This window comes from Johannesbaptistia floridana (genome assembly GCF_057440575.1).
This window is the reverse complement of sequence record NZ_JALKVM010000255.1, coordinates 31,163-47,924: the sequence shown is the minus strand read 5'-3', so window position 1 is coordinate 47,924 and position 16,762 is coordinate 31,163. Positions and strand designations below refer to the sequence as shown.

Genomic DNA, 16,762 nt, shown 5'->3' with positions numbered 1-16,762 from the left:
TCACTTAATTCTTTTTAGGGGTAAATCTTTCCATGACTTGATAAAAGCCAGAAGAGAGAAAAGCTGGTCAACAAAACTAACCTTAGGTTTAGTATAGATAGGTAAAGCCGAATATTGTTGATAGGCCACATTAATCATAGTAGAAATTTCCGTGGCGTAGGGGTGATTATTTACATCTGGGTGCCAATAACGCATCAGTTTCTTATAGGATTTTTCTACACCTATAGCATCAGCTTCCGGTTCTACTTGTAGAACCTGCCACCAGTATATCTCTTTTTTCTGACTTAATTGGAGAATTTCTGTAACCATTGCCCAAGAAATATTAAAACAAACTTGATAAACTCCCCCTAAAACTTCTTTACCCAAAAAATGATAACTAGTTTCATGCCAATGTTTAAACAACAGTAGTTTTTCCGTTTGTTGCCAAAAATCTCCCTCAGTAAATTGTGCTAATGGTTGTATAGCTAGTAAACTTAAAATAGTTTTTACTTGGGGTTTTGGCGAATCTAAACTCAATAAAGCTGATAACTCCTGGGAAATGTTTTTTGCTTCAGGAAAATTGACCCATTGCCAATAATCAATTCCTGGTTTCCCCAGATTTTCCCGATAAAAATGGTGCCAACTAGCTTCAACAATACAAGCCAAAGGAGTCATCAAGGGGGTAGCTAAATGATAACATTGTCCTTGTAGGGCGCTTTCTGGTGCATCTTCCCAAAAACAAACTAAGTGATAGGATTCTCCCCAATTTTCTTCTTGGGTTATCTTGATTTTACTTGATGGTTTAGCATCCAAGTAAAAAACAAACCAACAAGCAAAGCTAAATAAAAGGATAAATAAACACAAAGCTGTAAAAATTAAGCCCATTGATTCAATTGAGTTAGCCAATTTTCCCATATACTTATAATTTGTTCTCTACGACGTTCAAAATTAGCAGCTATGCTGATAAAAAGAATACCCATAACTAAGCCGATAATCCATTTTAAAAAAGAATAGGTAAAACTCAAAACGATTAATTGGTAAAAAATAGTCAAGGTAAAAAGACAACTGCCAACATACAAAAAAGCCCGTATTTTAAAAAGTAAGCCCCAAAATACCCCAAATAAACCTATTATAACGGGAATAATTAGGGTTTTTTGATGGAATACCAAGGCGACAATCCCTATCATACCAAAGGCAAATAAGCGGAGATAATGTCTAGTTGATTTTTGCTGGGGTAGTTTCAACCAAGGGTCAACTCTGGCAATATAGAGAAGAGTCAAACCGACAATAAAGCTATATATAAGTAAATTTAAAATTCCTTGGTTAAATAACCAACGAGCGATCGCCCAATCAACAAACCCTATACTTAAATAAACTAGACGGATATTTCCCTGTTGCAGTGCTAAATATAAATAAAACAAAGCCACAGTAATTAAATTAATATCTGTGGGGTTAGTTGTCAACACAGCCACAGTAGGTAAAAGTGCAGCGCTACGTTGCCAAGGAGTAGGCTGCCACCCCCACCTTAGCCAAGGGAGTTGGTAAATAATCCAAGCAATGACTACAATCACCAACACCAACCAAGGATCTAAAATTCTTAACTGTTGCCAAATCAAACGGAGATAAACACCAGTAGCAATAATTTCTAAAATACCGAGATATATCCACCAGTTAACAGCTTGAGAGTCAAGGAAACGCCCTTTGGTAAAAGCATAACTAGCTATCAGTAAAGCCACCACTACTATGAGAAAAATCAAGTCTATCGATGTTTGGGTGATAAAAAAAACATTCCCCCATATTAGCCTGATAAACAAAACACTCCCTAGATGTATTAAACTAGCGCTTATCCAGTGAATATTAGCAATTAGTTTAATTTCCGTGACAGATAAATTTAAATACTGATTATCCCCTCTAGTTTGACAAAACCAGGCAGCAACTAAATAGATAATTGCCAGCACTCCCGTAGTTAAAGCAATGATAGTTAATTTAATCCCGAGAGTCAGAGGTAAAATTCGATACAGTATAATCTCATAAATAGCTAAATCAATCAGAAAAAGAGAAATATAAACAAGCCATTTGTATCTAGGGTTAAGATAGCTAACTCTCCAGCTAGTCAAACCAATTCCAAGGGTAAGTAAGCCTGTATAAACCGTAAAATAACCCAAGCGACAAGCTAAAGCAATTCCACCATAAAACAAAGGTAAAAATATTTTCAGCCTGGGGGTAAAATAGCGAGTTAATCCTAAACTAATTACTGCTAAACCTAGATTAACCGCAGCTAAAATTATTCTGCTACCTTCAGTTAAAGTAACAATCTCTATGAAAATCAGCTCTAATAACCAAGCTAAAAGGTAGCCTAAATCAAATTTAGTAGGAGTTTTATCTTTCATGGCGATAAATATAGCCCACATAGACGAAGAATATTACTAAAGCTGCCAAAGCTTGCCCAGAAGGAGAAATTATCTGACTAGGTAATAAAATAACTCTGATACTCAATAGCACTAATTCTCCAGCGCCAATGAATATGCCCCAAAAACGAGCAGCAGCTGCATAACCAGGGTAATATTCTGTCAATAATGAAGCTAATACCAAAAGAATTACCATCAACATCACTCCAGCTAACCACCAATCAGCCAAACTGAAACTAGGAGATAGTAAAGTTACTGTTAAACCTAGGATAAAACCAATATGTAATAATCTAACCCATTGCTGTGGTAAATACCTACTATTGATAAACATTAACCCGGAGGCTACTGCTAAACCGATGATACGGCAGGGCAAATTCTCTAAATAAAGTAGTTGGGCAATTATTAAAGCAATAGCACTATATTTAGCGGCGATGATTTGTTTTTTTAGACTGTAGCGATGGGCTATTAAGCTAAGAGTTAGAGGAATTAATAACCAAACTAATCTAATTGTATCTGTACTTATATGAGTATGAAACCAAAAAGCAAAATAACCGATTCCGGCTAAAATAAAACCGATTAACCAGGTAGTGTGAAGATATTTAAAGATTATTCCACGTCTAGAAGATAAATTCCTACCAATGCCATGAATAACAAATTCACTCACTGCCAGAGAAGTAATTACTACAGCCCCTTGTGAGGGATTTAATTGGGGTAGTAGGCGACTGAGATTAACAAAAATTGTGATTAAACCAACTAGATGAGCAAAATATACACGTATATAACCCCTATTTTGCCGTCGGTAAGACCAAAAAACCAGAGTAATAGTCGCTAAAATTAAGTGGAGCGATCGCGCCACGGGATTTGATAAACTAACTATAGTTAGAATCAAACCCACCCCTAAACTTATTCTTTCTCCCAGGCGAGCTAATTTCAGCTTATCTTGTTGGTATAACCAATCTACCAACAGCAATAAAGCAAAAACATAAAAAAACCAACTAACACTATAAATGCTTTGGGGAAATCCTCTCCCGCCAGTTAACTCAATCCACCCTGACAATACATTATTTCTAATTGAGGGAGGAATTAATCTCTCTAGTAAAAAACCACCCAGGGCACCTAGTAAAATAATTAATAGTAAATAACGCTTTTGCCAATAACGTTGTAGATAGTAGAAACTGCGATGTAATGCTAAACCAGTGATAATTACCCCTTGCCAAGGTATTTGTGCTTCTCTAGTAGCAATTAAAGCAATAAATAGAAGAATAAAGCCTCCCATGGGGGATAAAAACTTAATTTTTCCCCTTATTTGGTCATTTTGAAGCAACCAACCCCCAACACCTAACACTAATCCTAATTGACTCAGGGGTATTTGCACCACAAAAATAGCTCTAATTAAAATTACCAAATAGGCATAGACAATGAAGCCAACACCAACAACACGATTTGGACTAATAAATCGTAAAACAAAAAAACTAATTGCGCCACCAAAGTAAATAGCAATCAGGGGAAATTGTATCCATCTCCAACCCCAGTGAAAGTAGCTGAGGGTGAGAAAATTATAAGAGCTAGATAAACTTTGACCACGACGATTTTGCCATAACCAGACTCCTGTTAAAATTAGGCTAGAAATAATCATAGTGACTATACCAGGAATACTCATTGACAATCCCAGAGTATCCATTGCCCAAAAGTTAATAGGAATTAATAATAAACTAACTTTTTGCAAAGTACTTGCCGTTAATGGTAAACTAGGATTTCTTGCCAGCCAAATTCCTATACCCCAAAAAGCCAAAGTATAGGCTTCTAAAATGCCATACTGCCAAATGAATGAAAACTTCTGCCAGCTTCCTGCCGCTAACACTCCAGACGAGATAATTACTAGAAATATACCAGCGATTAACAGCCATCTAATACTTAATTCTTCTCGTAAATTGCTCCAAGCTAGAGATACAGCAGAAGGTTGTTTAGATAGTGGTTTCAATGGCACTAAACTGTTAGCACTCTCTGCTTGAGTTGGATTGCCTTGAGTTTTGGTAATTGGTAAAGCACAAGTCAAATATTTAAGAGCAATTTCTTTGACATCCTCCTCGCTAATTAAATTTAACTTGAGTAATTCATCTAATCCAGTTAATAAATTGGTTTGCTCATGGCTAATCCGTAATTTTAGATACAGATGTAGATATTTATTTGATGACATTGTTATCTACCACTAATTGTCTTTTATTATTACAAATATTTAATTAACCTTAGTGATTCTGGCATTTACTTAATAACTCTTGCTACTAGTGGTAGCGTAAGATACCAGAAGAATCCTTCCTAAACACTAGGGATGAGGTATAATAAGTCTGTACTAAATATCAGCAGAGCTGCGTCTCGTAATATTTTAGTAACTTGTATATAGTAAAAACAATTAACAAACTATGCAGCCAACTCTTACGGCAATTAAACAAAAACCAACTCAGAAGAATCCAGAAACTGAAAAGAAAAAAATATATGTAATTAAGCGCAATGGCTTAAAAGCGCCTCTAAATGTGGGGAAAATTCGCGCTGTAGTAGAATGGGCGTGCTTGAAACTAGATGTTAATCCCATAACTCTAGAAGCAGGCTTGACTACAAGGTTAAAAGATGGCGTAAGCACTCGGGAAATTCAAGCAAACCTAATTAGTTGCGCCTTAGAAATGTGTAGTCCAACAGAGCCAGATTGGCGCTATGTAGCAGGGAGACTCCATATATGGAGTCTTTGGAAAGATGTATTAGCTAAACGAGGTTATATCTATGATAATTATGCAAAAACAGTTAAGTATCAAGTAGAAAAAGGAAATTATGACTCTGCTATCTTGAGTTATTCACCAACAGAGTTAGAAATAGCGGGAAGTTGGATTAATTCAGATTGGGATACTGAATATGATTATGCTGGCGCGGTCTTATTGACAAGCCGCTATTTACTTGCCGATGAATTGCCCCAAGAAGCTTTATTGACAGCATCTCTATTGATAGCTTCCGTAGAAGCAAAAGAAGATAGATTATTATGGGCAGAAAAATTTTATAAGGCCATAGCCCAACGTAAAATATCCCTAGCTACACCAATCCTAGCAAATCTCAGAACTCCAGTAGGCTCCTTAACCAGTTGCTTCATCACCGCAATGGACGATAATTTAGAGAGTATATTTGCGGAGATTACTAATACCGCCAGAATTTCTAAAAGCGGCGGAGGCGTAGGCGTAAACTGCTCCCGCATCCGCGCTACTGGTAGCTGGGTAATGGGAAAACGCAACGCCTCGGGAGGAGTCATACCCTGGATAAAAATTCTCAATGATACAGCTATTGCCGTTAACCAGGGAGGCAGACGCGCTGGCGCCGTGACCGTAAGTGTTGATATTTGGCATTTAGACGTGCCAGAATTTTTAGAAATGCAAACAGAAAATGGGGATCAACGTCGTAAAGCCTATGATGTTTTTCCTCAGTTAGTCATTAGCGATGAATTTATGCGTCGCGTTATAGCCTCTGAAGAATGGACACTTCTAGACCCATACGAAGTAAGAAAGAATTTTGGCATCGAATTAGCAGAGTTATGGGGAGAAAGCTTTGACTACTGGTATCAGCAACTAGAAAATAGTTTAGATGATCAAATTACTCTCTATCATCGTATTAATGCCAGAGAATTGTTTAAGATGATTATGCGGACGCAAATAGAGACAGGTTTACCCTATTTAGCGTTCAAAGATACCATCAACCGCGCTAACCCCAATCAACATGATGGTTATATCCCGGCCGTTAATCTGTGTACAGAATCTTTTTCTAATGTTACACCGGGGGATAAGGCCCATTGCTGTAATTTGCTGAGTCTCAATCTCGCTAATCTAGAAATTGCTGAAATTCCCTATATTTCTGAACTAGGTGTACGCATTTTAGATAATACTATCGATCTCAGTACTCCCCCTTTTGCCGCAGCTAAAAACCATAATGATCGATATCGTACTATAGGGATAGGTTGTATGGGCTTAGCAGATTGGTTAGCTAAATATCATCTTTCCTATCGCCATTTAGATGAAATTAATCATCTGTTTGAAGAAGTGGGCTATTGGTGTACCCAATCTTCCCTGAAGTTAGCAATCGAAAGAGGTGCCTATCCTGCTTTTGCCGGGAGTCAATGGAGTCAAGGGAAATTAATCGGCGCTAAACCAGTGGAATGGTATCAAGAAAACGCCCTACACAAGGAGCGCTGGATACAACTTTCTTGGGACATTCAAAAATATGGTCTGCGCAATTCCCACATCACGGCGATCGCACCGAATACCTCGTCTTCTCTGGTACAAGGTTGTACAGCTAGTGTTTTACCAGTATACAGCCGCTTTTTCTACGATAAATGGGCTAAGGGCACAGTGCCCATTGCCCCTCCATTTATTAAAGATAGTTATTGGTACTATCAGGAAAATAAAAGTTTAGATCAAAAACAGGTAGTAAGGGCGATCGCGGCGATTCAACAGTGGATTGATACGGGTATTTCTATGGAACTATTATTCAATCTCAATCAAGGAGTTTATTATCCTGAGCAACCCGAGAAGGTAATCAAAGCCATAGATATCTTTGAAACATTGATTATGGCCTGGCAGGAAGGCTGTAAAACTATTTATTATATTCGTACGGTCCAAAAAGATGACTTCAAAGAATCGAGCGATCAGTGTACTGGTTGCGCTAACTAAAACTTTTTACCTGAGTTAACAATTTATGGTGTATACAGAGCAAAACCTACAAAAAATGCAGGTCAATCCTATTTTCAACCCCCAAGGAGACGATTCTATCGAAAATCGCTCCATTTGGTTCGGTTGTACTACCAACTTAATGCAGTTGAACGATGTTCGTTATTCTTGGGCTGTTGGTCTTTATCAACAAATGCGTGAAAATTTTTGGATCCCCCAGAAACTTGATATAACACAAGACGTAACTGATTACGATAACTTAACGGATGGAGAGAGACACGCCTATGACGGAATTTTGTCTTATTTAACATTTCTAGACTCAATTCAAACCTGCAATATTCCCCATCTAAAAAGTACGGTCACAGCGCCTGAAGTCAGTTTGTGTATGGCTGAACAAATTTCTCAAGAAGCGATGCACAACCAAAGTTACCAATATCTTATCGAAACGATTATTCCTAACGAAAGAAGAAATCAAGTGTATGAATTTTGGCGCACTGACAAAGTTTTGGCAAAACGATGTGAATTTATCGCTCGTCTCTATCAAAACTACATAGATAATCCTACGGCAGAAAATTACTTTGTGGCTCTTGTAGCAGATTATTTACTTGAAGGATTATATTTTTACAACGGCTTCATATTCTTCTACAATTTAGCATCTCGTATGCTTATGCCTGGTTCTGCTGATATTTTCAAAATGATTAATAGAGATGAACTTAGTCATGTTCGACTCTATCAAAAGATTATTCCTGAAGCCATGGCTACATTTACACATTCTCAAGACAAAATTTATGAGATGTTTGATGCGGCAGTAAATCATGAGTGTGAATGGACTAATCATATTATTAATAACAATATTTTGGGAATTAGCGAAGCTAGTACGGAGCAATATACCAAATATTTAGCTAACAATAGATTACGTTCTATTGGACTAGAACCCCTCTATACAGAGGATAAGTATAAAAAAAGTCCCTACAGTCATCTAGAACGTTTTTCTGATACAAAAAAAGAAGCTTTTACTAAGGCTAATTTCTTTGAATCAAGCGTTACTAGTTATGTAATGTCTTCCGGTGTGACTGGATGGGATGAAATTTAATATTAGAGCTTGTAACTAATTAAACAGACTTGCTCTGAATACAATATAATTGACGGTGCGTTACACGAATGTTAACGCACCCTACAGATGATGTTTAATATTTTGTTAAATTGAAAGTCATTTAAAAAAACCTGACACCTAACACCTACCTTCAGTTCAACCTGGTTGTCACCCAGTCAGGTTACCTAATCAAGATTCCACATTCTTAATATTACTTTACAAAATCTTAAAAAAATGTTAAGATTATGGTGTCAGAGTAAAAATTACCAATAAATTGAATATGTACACCGAAGAAACAGTAAACAATACCTCCAGCCTTCAAGCAAAATCATCTGCAAGGGAATTAAAAAAACGTCTAGACTGGGGAGAACCAGCGTTGACAATAGTAGACACTCGCGATCGCCAAGCTTTTAACACAAGCCACATCATGGGTGCTATCTCCCTAGTAGAATCAGAATTAGTAGCACGTGTGAGCCAAAACTTAGAAAAAACCCGCGATATCTACGTTTATAATTCTACTGATGAAAAAACAACTGAATCAGCAGAACTACTTCGCCAAGAAGGTTATACTAATGTATCAGAATTAACTGGGGGCTTAGCTGCATGGAAAGCTTTAGGATATCCCATAGAAGGTAATGCAGGTGTAATCAGTTAAGCAAATTATTTAAAAAGAATTGAAAAAACTATGCAAACTATCCATAATTAAGTGGGTAGTTTTTTATTTTTGATATAATAATTATTTGTGCCACTAACAAGAGAAACCAACTAAACTAACATCAGTCAACATCCCACCACTCTAATCGGAGTACCGATGATAGTGGGGGCTTGCAAAAGCCTATAGTTGACCAGTCTTAGTTCTAATCAAACGCGGATGGATATAACTATGCAACATAATAATGGTACCTCATTTCCTCTCATCGCTAACCTGATGAGAGGTTTAGCGAGAGTCTCCATGAGGGCGGAAAGATGAAAGAAAAAAGCAGTGAGAAATCTCAACGTTATCACATCACGACTTTTGGCTGTCAGATGAATAAAGCTGACTCAGAGCGAATGGGTGGTATTTTAGAAAATATGGGATTTGAGTGGTCAGAAGATCCAAATACTGCTGATATTATACTATATAACACCTGTACAATTAGGGATAATGCCGAACAAAAAGTATATTCATATCTAGGGAAACAAGCTAAAAGAAAAAAAACAGAACCTAACTTAACCCTGATTGTAGCAGGTTGTGTAGCCCAACAAGAAGGAGAAAAGCTATTACGCCGAGTCCCAGAATTAGATTTAGTCATGGGACCACAACACGCTAATCAATTGGAAAATTTACTAGAACAGGTTTTAGCTGGTAATCAAGTAGTAGCAACAGAACCAATTAAAATCATAGAAGACATTACTAAACCCCGTAGAGATAGTCAAGTAACAGCTTGGGTTAATGTAATTTATGGATGTAACGAAAGATGCACCTACTGTGTGGTTCCAAATGTAAGAGGCGTGGAACAATCAAGGACCCCAGAGGCAATTCGCGCCGAAATGGAACTCCTAGGTCAACAAGGGTATAAAGAAGTTACTCTTCTAGGGCAAAATATCGATGCCTACGGTAGAGATTTACCAGGAAGCACAGCAGAAGGTAGACATAAACATACTCTGACAGATTTACTATACTATGTTCATGATGTTCCAGGTATCGAACGTATCCGCTTCGCTACTAGTCATCCTCGTTACTTCACCGAAAGATTAATTAAGGCTTGTCAAGAATTACCAAAAGTGTGTGAACATTTTCACATACCATTTCAATCAGGGGATAACGACATACTCAAAGCAATGTCTAGAGGGTATACCCAGGAAAAGTATCGTCGGATTATTAATAAAATTAGGGAATATATGCCAGATGCCTCCATTAGCGCTGATGTCATTGTGGGGTTTCCTGGAGAAACAGAAGCACAGTTTGAAAATACTTTAAAATTAGTAGAAGATATCAGCTTTGACCAACTGAATACCGCCGCCTATTCACCTCGTCCGAATACGCCTGCCGCGGTTTGGGAAAATCAATTGAGTGAAACGGTAAAAAGCGATCGCCTACAAAGATTAAATCACCTAGTATCCCAAAAAGCCGCAGAACGTAGACAACGCTATCTAGGTAGATTAGAAGAGGTATTGGTAGAAGAAATTAACCCTAAAGATACTACACAGGTAATGGGAAGAACTCGTGGTAACTCTCTAACTTTCTTTACTGGAGATATTATGAAGCTCAAAGGCTTACAAGTAGAAGTAAAAATTACCGAAGCTAGAGCCTATAGTCTCACTGGAGTACCTCTAGAAGATGACAAGTAAATTGACAGTAGTGGGGCTGTTATTTGGTGGACGTTCGGGAGAACACGAAGTATCTATAGTTTCGGCCCAGGCGATCGCCAAAGCCATAACTCACCCCCAAAATCAAGACAAATATAGACTTTTACCTATATATATCTGCAAAAATGGTATATGGCAGGGCCAAAAAATCGCTGAAGCAGTATTAACTACTGGTAAACCCTACCTAGAAGCTAGTAACACAGCCACACCTTGGCAATTTCCCTCAGAAGTCCAAGAAGTAGATGTCTGGTTTCCCATACTTCATGGACCAAATGGGGAAGATGGAACTATACAAGGAATGCTAACTTTGATGCAGGTGCCATTTGTAGGAAGTAAAGTTTTGGGATCTGCCCTAGGAATGGATAAAATTGCCATGAAATCAGCCTTTTCTCAGGCAGGATTGCCCCAAGTTAAGTATAGGGCAGTAGATAGAGCGGAAGTTTGGTCTAATCCCTGTGTATTTCCCAAACTCTGCGATGAGATAGAAGCAAGTTTAAATTATCCTTGTTTCGTCAAACCAGCTAATCTCGGTTCCTCTGTAGGTATTAGTAAAGTGCGATCGCGCAATGAATTAGAGACAGCGTTAGATTATGCCGCGGGTTTTGACCGACGTCTTATTGTAGAGGCAGGAGTAAGTGCTAGAGAAGTAGAATGCGCTGTTTTAGGGGTTGAACAGCCGTCTGCTTCAGTAGTAGGAGAAATAGTCTATACAAGTGACTTTTATGATTATCAAACTAAATATACATCTGGACAAGCAGAACTAATTATACCAGCATCGATTCCCGAATCAGTAAGTATACAGATTCAAACCATGTCCATACAAGCTTTCAAAGCTATTGATGCTTCAGGTTTAGCGAGAGTGGACTTCTTTTATTTAGAACAAGAGCAAAAAATTTTAATTAACGAAATTAATACTCTTCCAGGGTTTACTGCTTTGAGTATGTACCCTCAATTATGGGAAGCAACGGGACTAACTTTTCCAGAATTAGTAGCCCGTCTCATCGAAAGCGCCAAAACATAAATAAAGAATCTTTTGATTTACTCTACCGGATCTGGAGCAGGAGTAGTAAAACCTCGTTGTTGCAACATTTCCCGAGCATCTGGTGTAGGTCGATAATTAGAGCCATAGCCAGCATTTTCATCGAGGAGCTTAGGTGTAAGCATGATAATCACCTCACGGCGCTCATTTTGTGCTTCTGTGCTTCTAAACAAAGCTCCCAACAAAGGCAAATCTCCCAGAATCGGTACTTTACTAACAGTTGTCCGTTCTGAATCTTCGATAATTCCTGAAAGAATCAGGGTTTGACCATCCCGTAACCGAATCAACCCAGAAGCGAGAGAACGGGTATTTAACAGAGTTATCTGGTTAACAGAACCAGCACCACTATCAAATTCTTGGGTAGCTCCCAGGGAATCAATCCTTGGGTTAACGAAGAAATTAATAAAACCATTATCATCAATTCTTTCTACTTCTACCGCTAAAGTTAAACCAGCATCTTGAATGATTGGGGTAGTAGTTCTGACTCCACTAAGAGGGTCTACCTCTGTTTGAACACTTGTTACTACCTGTTGAGTTAATTGAACCGCAGCACCTTGGCCTTCTTGCACTACAAGCGTAGGGTCTGTAAGAATTTTAGCATTACCAGTTTGTATCTCCGACTCTAACTGCAAAAGAAAGCGTTGTGGGTACTGGAACAAAGTAGGTAATTCGTATGTATATTCAATTGGACCATCTTCAGGTACATCAATTTCTGATAAACCAGGTTGAAAGGGATTATTGTTCCGACCAAAGCTAGGACGAGCATAGGGTGTTAAACCAGGAGCAAAATCATTTCTTCCTCTAACTATGTTGTCAAAAGGAGCATTTTGTTGATCAAAGAAAACCTCTAATTCACCTCCTCCCACTGTATTTTCTAGAGGAACTATTGTAGGATAGAAAGTACTTCCTCTGGTTTGAGCGGCATTTGGTGGTTGAGCTTCACCAAAGTTAAGAATAGCAGTCCCATCATCTTGAACAAAGAAACCATCATCAAAACCAAAAGAAAAACTACTACTAAATCTATTAGTATTTAACAAGTTGATATCAATTACTTTGACATTGATAGCCACTTGACGACGTCTAGCATCCAATTGCACCAAAAAAGCAGTAGCAATTTCAATCTGACGTGGTTCACCAATTAAACTAATTGAGTTGAGGCGGGTGTCAGTAGAAACTGTCAAACCACTCAAAAGTAAAGGCGCCATTGAACCTTCATCGGGATTAGCGGTAATTGGGTCTAATTGAGCCGCTTGTTCAATACGTTCAACAACTCGATTAGTTTCTGGGTCTCTTACTTCTGTGACTGGTGTAACTAATCTTTGTACCTCTGCTCCCTGAGCTGCCAAAAATACTGCTGCATTTTCCACATTAGCTTGGTTAAGTCTGAGGGTTCGACTAATCAAATTACGGGCTCCATCAGGTAATGAAGCACCTATAAACAATGTATTGCCTCGGCGATTTGCTTGTAATCCAGAAACCATTAACACAGAGTTAAAGACTTCTTCTACAGATTGATTTTCTAAATCAAGAGAAATTGTGGGACTAATTAACTCTCCATTAGCACTGGGTGCGCTAGTAAAAACCACATTTAAACCAGCCGTACGTCCTAATAATTTCAGTACTTCTTCTACTGGTGCTTCTCTCAAAACTAAACGAGGTACTATTACATCTGTGCCTAAATCAATTCTATTCAAAGAGGCATCAATATTCGACACAGCAATATCTCCTACAGGGGGTGCTACTGCCCTCGGTAAAAAAGAGGGAGAATTAGGCACAGGAGGAGTAAAACCAGGTTGTGTTGGATTAGTTATAATACCTGGATTTGGTTGCTGGGCATTATCTAAACCTGAGCTTTGCCGTTGATCATTACCTGGATTATTACCCGGCATATCCTCAATAATAATAGTAGGATTAGGTACTAATACTTCTGGTTCCCCTGAGTTTGGGGCTTGGGCAATTATTGTAGTCGAGTTTTGTTTTAGATTGTTTTTTTCTGGTTGAAATAAATCTTTTGCTTCTATGGATGCACTTGTACAGAAGAAAGCTAAACTTCCTGTAAATATTCCTATTTTTTGCAATTTTTGTTTCATTATTCACTCCTCAAGTCTACATAAAAAATTGACTAGAAAAAATTGAGTTACGTAGATTTTCGTAATTGTACTGGTTGTTATTGGGCCGTTTGGGGCAATTCCGAAGGATTTACAGGTAAAATTGCATCTATATTAAATGTACTCCTTAATATTGGTTCTCCTTCTACTAAAATTTTACCTTGATTGTAGAAATAACTCGGTTTTTGAGTAACTGTAGTCTGTAAATCTTTAATCAACAATAATGGTTGGAGTCTTTCAATATCTCTAATTATTTGTTGAGTTTGAGCAAAGGTTCCCTGAATTTCTAATGTAGTAGTTTTGCGTTTTAGACGTTGATTAACTAATGCCCCTAGAGAACCATCTGTAATTACATTAGCTTGATTTGATTCTGGCTGATAAGTTATTAACTCAGCATCACTATCCTGGATAAAATTATAAATATCCAACAAAATTGTATCTAGAGTTTTTTCATCGGAGAACATGGCAAAAACTTGTGGCTCTAAGTCTCTTTCTCTTTGTAATTGAGCTTCTAGGTCTTGAATTCTTTTTCTGGCTTCTCCAGATTTTAGTTGTTGTATTTGCCCTTGTTTTTCTAGCTTCTGTGCTCTTAAAGTACTTATTTCTTGATTAACAGGATTGACCATACTAGTCATAATGTAGTAAAGACCAGCCAATCCCAACACTCCACAAGCAATTCCTTGAATCATTGGAGTAAAACGAATTCCAAATAGGACTGGAGCACTTGATGGTTGCTTAGGTTGAGTTGCTAATGTAGTTTTAAATTCTGTACTCATGGTTCTATCGCTCCTTTTTCTTTTAGGGTATTAATTCGAGTTACTAAACCCGTTGCATTTTTGCTTTCCAGGAGTTGCAACATCTCTGAAGCAGGTACATCTGTTACCATAGTTTCTATATTGAATTGTATTACTTGAGGCAGGTCAATTTCTATGTTTTCTGGTTCCCCATTAACAAAAGTTAATTCAGTGGGATTATTAATTTTTTGCGCTGAGATTATATTGGTTTGATTTGCATTCAAAAACTCTGATGTTTGTAAAATTAAGAGAAAATCGTTAACCTCTGTGAAAGAACGCGCAATTCCATTAATTTTTAGCTTAATTGGTGGTACAGAATTTGCCGCTTGAGGATCTGGGTCGATTTCCTCTTGTGTCATTGAGTTGATTTGAATTCCTGAAGGTACTTGATCGCTAATATCTTGTAATATTGCCGATACTGGTTTGATCTGATTAAATACACTTACCAAGGCTTGTCTATTTTCTCTAGTCTGGTCTAATTGTGCTTGGAGTTGCGTTAATTGCGCATTGTCTGATTCTAATTGAGCAATTTCTTGATCTAGTGCCTGGATTTCTTTGGCTATTGTTGCTTTTTGTTCATTCGCTAAAAATAAACCTCCTAAACCAAGAGCTATTGCCCCTACCCCAGCTACTAATCCCACATACAACGGTATTTTACTTTGATTTTCTGGAGGAACTGTAGTACTAGAATTAGTTCCTGGTAGTGCTTGGTCTGGTTGACGGTCTCTAAGAAAGTTAATATCTAAGTTATACATTTTTCTCACTCATGCGTAATCCTAGTCCTAATACTGTGCCTAAACCGGCACGTTCTATGGAATTAATTTCCTGATCCATTTGTATTGATAATATATCAATTGGATCAACTTGGATGGTTGGTAAACTTAATTTTTGTGTAAAAAATTCATCAATTTGTCCAATAGCACTTCCAGGACCTGCTAATAATATTTGGGTTATTTCCACATCATTAGCTTGGTTTGTATAAAAACTGATTGAGCGTCTTAACTCTTCTGTCAATTCCCCCAATACCCTGAGTAAAGAGGCCATCCCTGGGTTAATATTTGTAGCTCCTGTACCTTGACTATCCATAGGCGTATTGGGAATGGTAATGTCTTGTAGTGAGCTCATGGCATCTTTAGCTGGAAGATTCATCGCTTGGGCTAAAGCAGTATGTAGTTGATAAATTCCAATTGGTACTGTTCTAGAAAATTGTGGCACACCCTCTACTATTATGGCAATTTCAGTGTTATCGAATTCTATATCTACCAACACCGCTGCTTCTTGAGCTACAAATTCCTGTAATCTATCTCTGAGAGTTCTGATTAAAGAAAAACTATTTATTTCTAATACCTCTAATTTTAATCCCGCCTGTTTAAAGGTATCTCGATAAATATCTGTGACTTCTTTCCTTGTCGCCACCAGCAAAACTCTGATCTTTTCAATACCATCATCATCTATAAATTTACCTAACGGTTGAAAGTCAATATCTACTTCCTCTCGCGGATAAGGTAAATATAAAGCGGCTTCATGATTTAACACTAAGTCTCTTATCTCTTCGGGACTTAACTCCGCAGGAATGGGTATAATCCTAATGATTGCTTCCCGCATAGGTACTGCCGTCGCTACTTCCTTAGCCGTTATTTTTGCTTGTTTAAGCATGTCTTCTACTAACTCTGCTAAGGTAGGAGAATCGCTAATTTTTCCTTCTTGAAAAACACCATCAGGAATTTCTTTGCTCGCATACTTAGCTAGTTTATATTGGGATCCTTTTTTGACCAACTGCACTATATTTACCTTGTCTGTAGCAATTTCAATGCCAATCCCTTGATCTTTTTTCCCCAATAGATTGTTTAAAAAACTCACCATATTACATCCTACTCTTGAAAATTATTACCCTGGCTATTTTTAAATATAACTAATCTTTCCGTTAATCAGAATCAAACTTGAGATTTTGATGCACTTCGTTTAATTTCTTTTTAAAGGTTAGAAAGTTAATTAACTTTTAACCTTTCTAGAAACATGGTGCTTTAAATAAATCATACAGTCAATTTTAAAGTAAAACCACTATAACCAACATCAGTATTTACCTCATTCAAACCATAGCCACCTTAAACTCAGACCCTCGCATCTTTATCACTCATTTACTTGTGGATGAATAATGAGTAATAAGTAATGAGTAATGAGTTTTGAAGTAAGAAGTCAAGACGTCTTTACGTCTTGAAGTAAGAAGACTTGAAGTCTTTACGTCTTTACGTCTTGGAGTTTTTAAGTCTTCAAGTAATGAGTTTTGATGTA

12 protein-coding genes are annotated in these 16,762 nt (G+C 37.5%); 5 read left to right on the top strand and 7 right to left on the bottom strand.

The genetic code is table 11. The annotated features are described in order from the left end of the window. The 3 genes from MW688_RS15945 to MW688_RS15935 are packed head-to-tail and all read right to left on the bottom strand — an operon-like array spanning position 1 to position 4,584. Positions 1–885 (bottom strand): J domain-containing protein, encoded by an 885-nt coding sequence (locus MW688_RS15945; RefSeq protein ID WP_486736998.1) that lies wholly within the window; start codon positions 883–885, stop codon positions 1–3. Beyond that, complete coding sequence (locus MW688_RS15940; protein ID WP_486736997.1) at positions 855–2,390, bottom strand: hypothetical protein; 1,536 nt, start codon at positions 2,388–2,390, stop codon at positions 855–857. The genes MW688_RS15945 and MW688_RS15940 overlap by 31 nt, the downstream gene beginning before the upstream one ends. Further along, on the bottom strand, positions 2,359–4,584 hold the full coding sequence (locus MW688_RS15935; RefSeq protein ID WP_486736996.1) for a hypothetical protein: 2,226 nt from the start codon (positions 4,582–4,584) through the stop codon (positions 2,359–2,361). The genes MW688_RS15940 and MW688_RS15935 overlap by 32 nt, the downstream gene beginning before the upstream one ends. A gap of 223 nt (positions 4,585–4,807) precedes the next feature. Here MW688_RS15935 and MW688_RS15930 point away from each other — a divergent pair, with 223 nt between their 5' ends. The 5 genes from MW688_RS15930 (at position 4,808) to MW688_RS15910 (ending at position 11,550) form a co-directional block, all read left to right on the top strand. Further along, complete coding sequence (locus MW688_RS15930) at positions 4,808–7,090, top strand: ribonucleoside-diphosphate reductase subunit alpha (RefSeq protein WP_486736995.1); 2,283 nt, start codon at positions 4,808–4,810, stop codon at positions 7,088–7,090. Between the two features lie 25 nt (positions 7,091–7,115). After that, a complete protein-coding gene (locus MW688_RS15925) occupies positions 7,116–8,180 on the top strand; it encodes a ribonucleotide-diphosphate reductase subunit beta (protein WP_486736994.1) in 1,065 nt (354 codons plus the stop codon). A gap of 280 nt (positions 8,181–8,460) precedes the next feature. Beyond that, positions 8,461–8,835 (top strand): rhodanese-like domain-containing protein, encoded by a 375-nt coding sequence (locus MW688_RS15920; RefSeq protein WP_486736993.1) that lies wholly within the window; start codon positions 8,461–8,463, stop codon positions 8,833–8,835. 311 nt (positions 8,836–9,146) lie between these two features. Further along, complete coding sequence (gene miaB, locus MW688_RS15915) at positions 9,147–10,511, top strand: tRNA (N6-isopentenyl adenosine(37)-C2)-methylthiotransferase MiaB (RefSeq protein ID WP_486736992.1); 1,365 nt, start codon at positions 9,147–9,149, stop codon at positions 10,509–10,511. Then, the gene (locus MW688_RS15910; RefSeq protein WP_486736991.1) at positions 10,501–11,550 is read left to right on the top strand and encodes a D-alanine--D-alanine ligase family protein; all 1,050 of its coding nucleotides are present in this window, start codon (positions 10,501–10,503) and stop codon (positions 11,548–11,550) included. The genes miaB and MW688_RS15910 overlap by 11 nt, the downstream gene beginning before the upstream one ends. A 17-nt stretch (positions 11,551–11,567) precedes the next feature. Here the strand turns inward: MW688_RS15910 and MW688_RS15905 are convergent, their stop codons facing one another. From MW688_RS15905 to pilM, 4 genes are all read right to left on the bottom strand, one after another. Next, positions 11,568–13,658 (bottom strand): secretin and TonB N-terminal domain-containing protein, encoded by a 2,091-nt coding sequence (locus MW688_RS15905; RefSeq protein ID WP_486736990.1) that lies wholly within the window; start codon positions 13,656–13,658, stop codon positions 11,568–11,570. A 77-nt stretch (positions 13,659–13,735) separates the two neighbouring features. Continuing rightward, positions 13,736–14,452: a pilus assembly protein gene (locus MW688_RS15900; RefSeq protein ID WP_486736989.1), complete on the bottom strand. Its 717-nt coding sequence runs from the start codon at positions 14,450–14,452 to the stop codon at positions 13,736–13,738. Then, on the bottom strand, positions 14,449–15,225 hold the full coding sequence (locus MW688_RS15895; RefSeq protein ID WP_486736988.1) for a PilN domain-containing protein: 777 nt from the start codon (positions 15,223–15,225) through the stop codon (positions 14,449–14,451). Before MW688_RS15895 ends, MW688_RS15900 begins: the two co-directional genes overlap by 4 nt. Continuing rightward, complete coding sequence (gene pilM, locus MW688_RS15890) at positions 15,218–16,333, bottom strand: type IV pilus assembly protein PilM (protein ID WP_486736987.1); 1,116 nt, start codon at positions 16,331–16,333, stop codon at positions 15,218–15,220. Before pilM ends, MW688_RS15895 begins: the two co-directional genes overlap by 8 nt. Between the last annotated feature and the right edge of the window lie 429 nt (positions 16,334–16,762).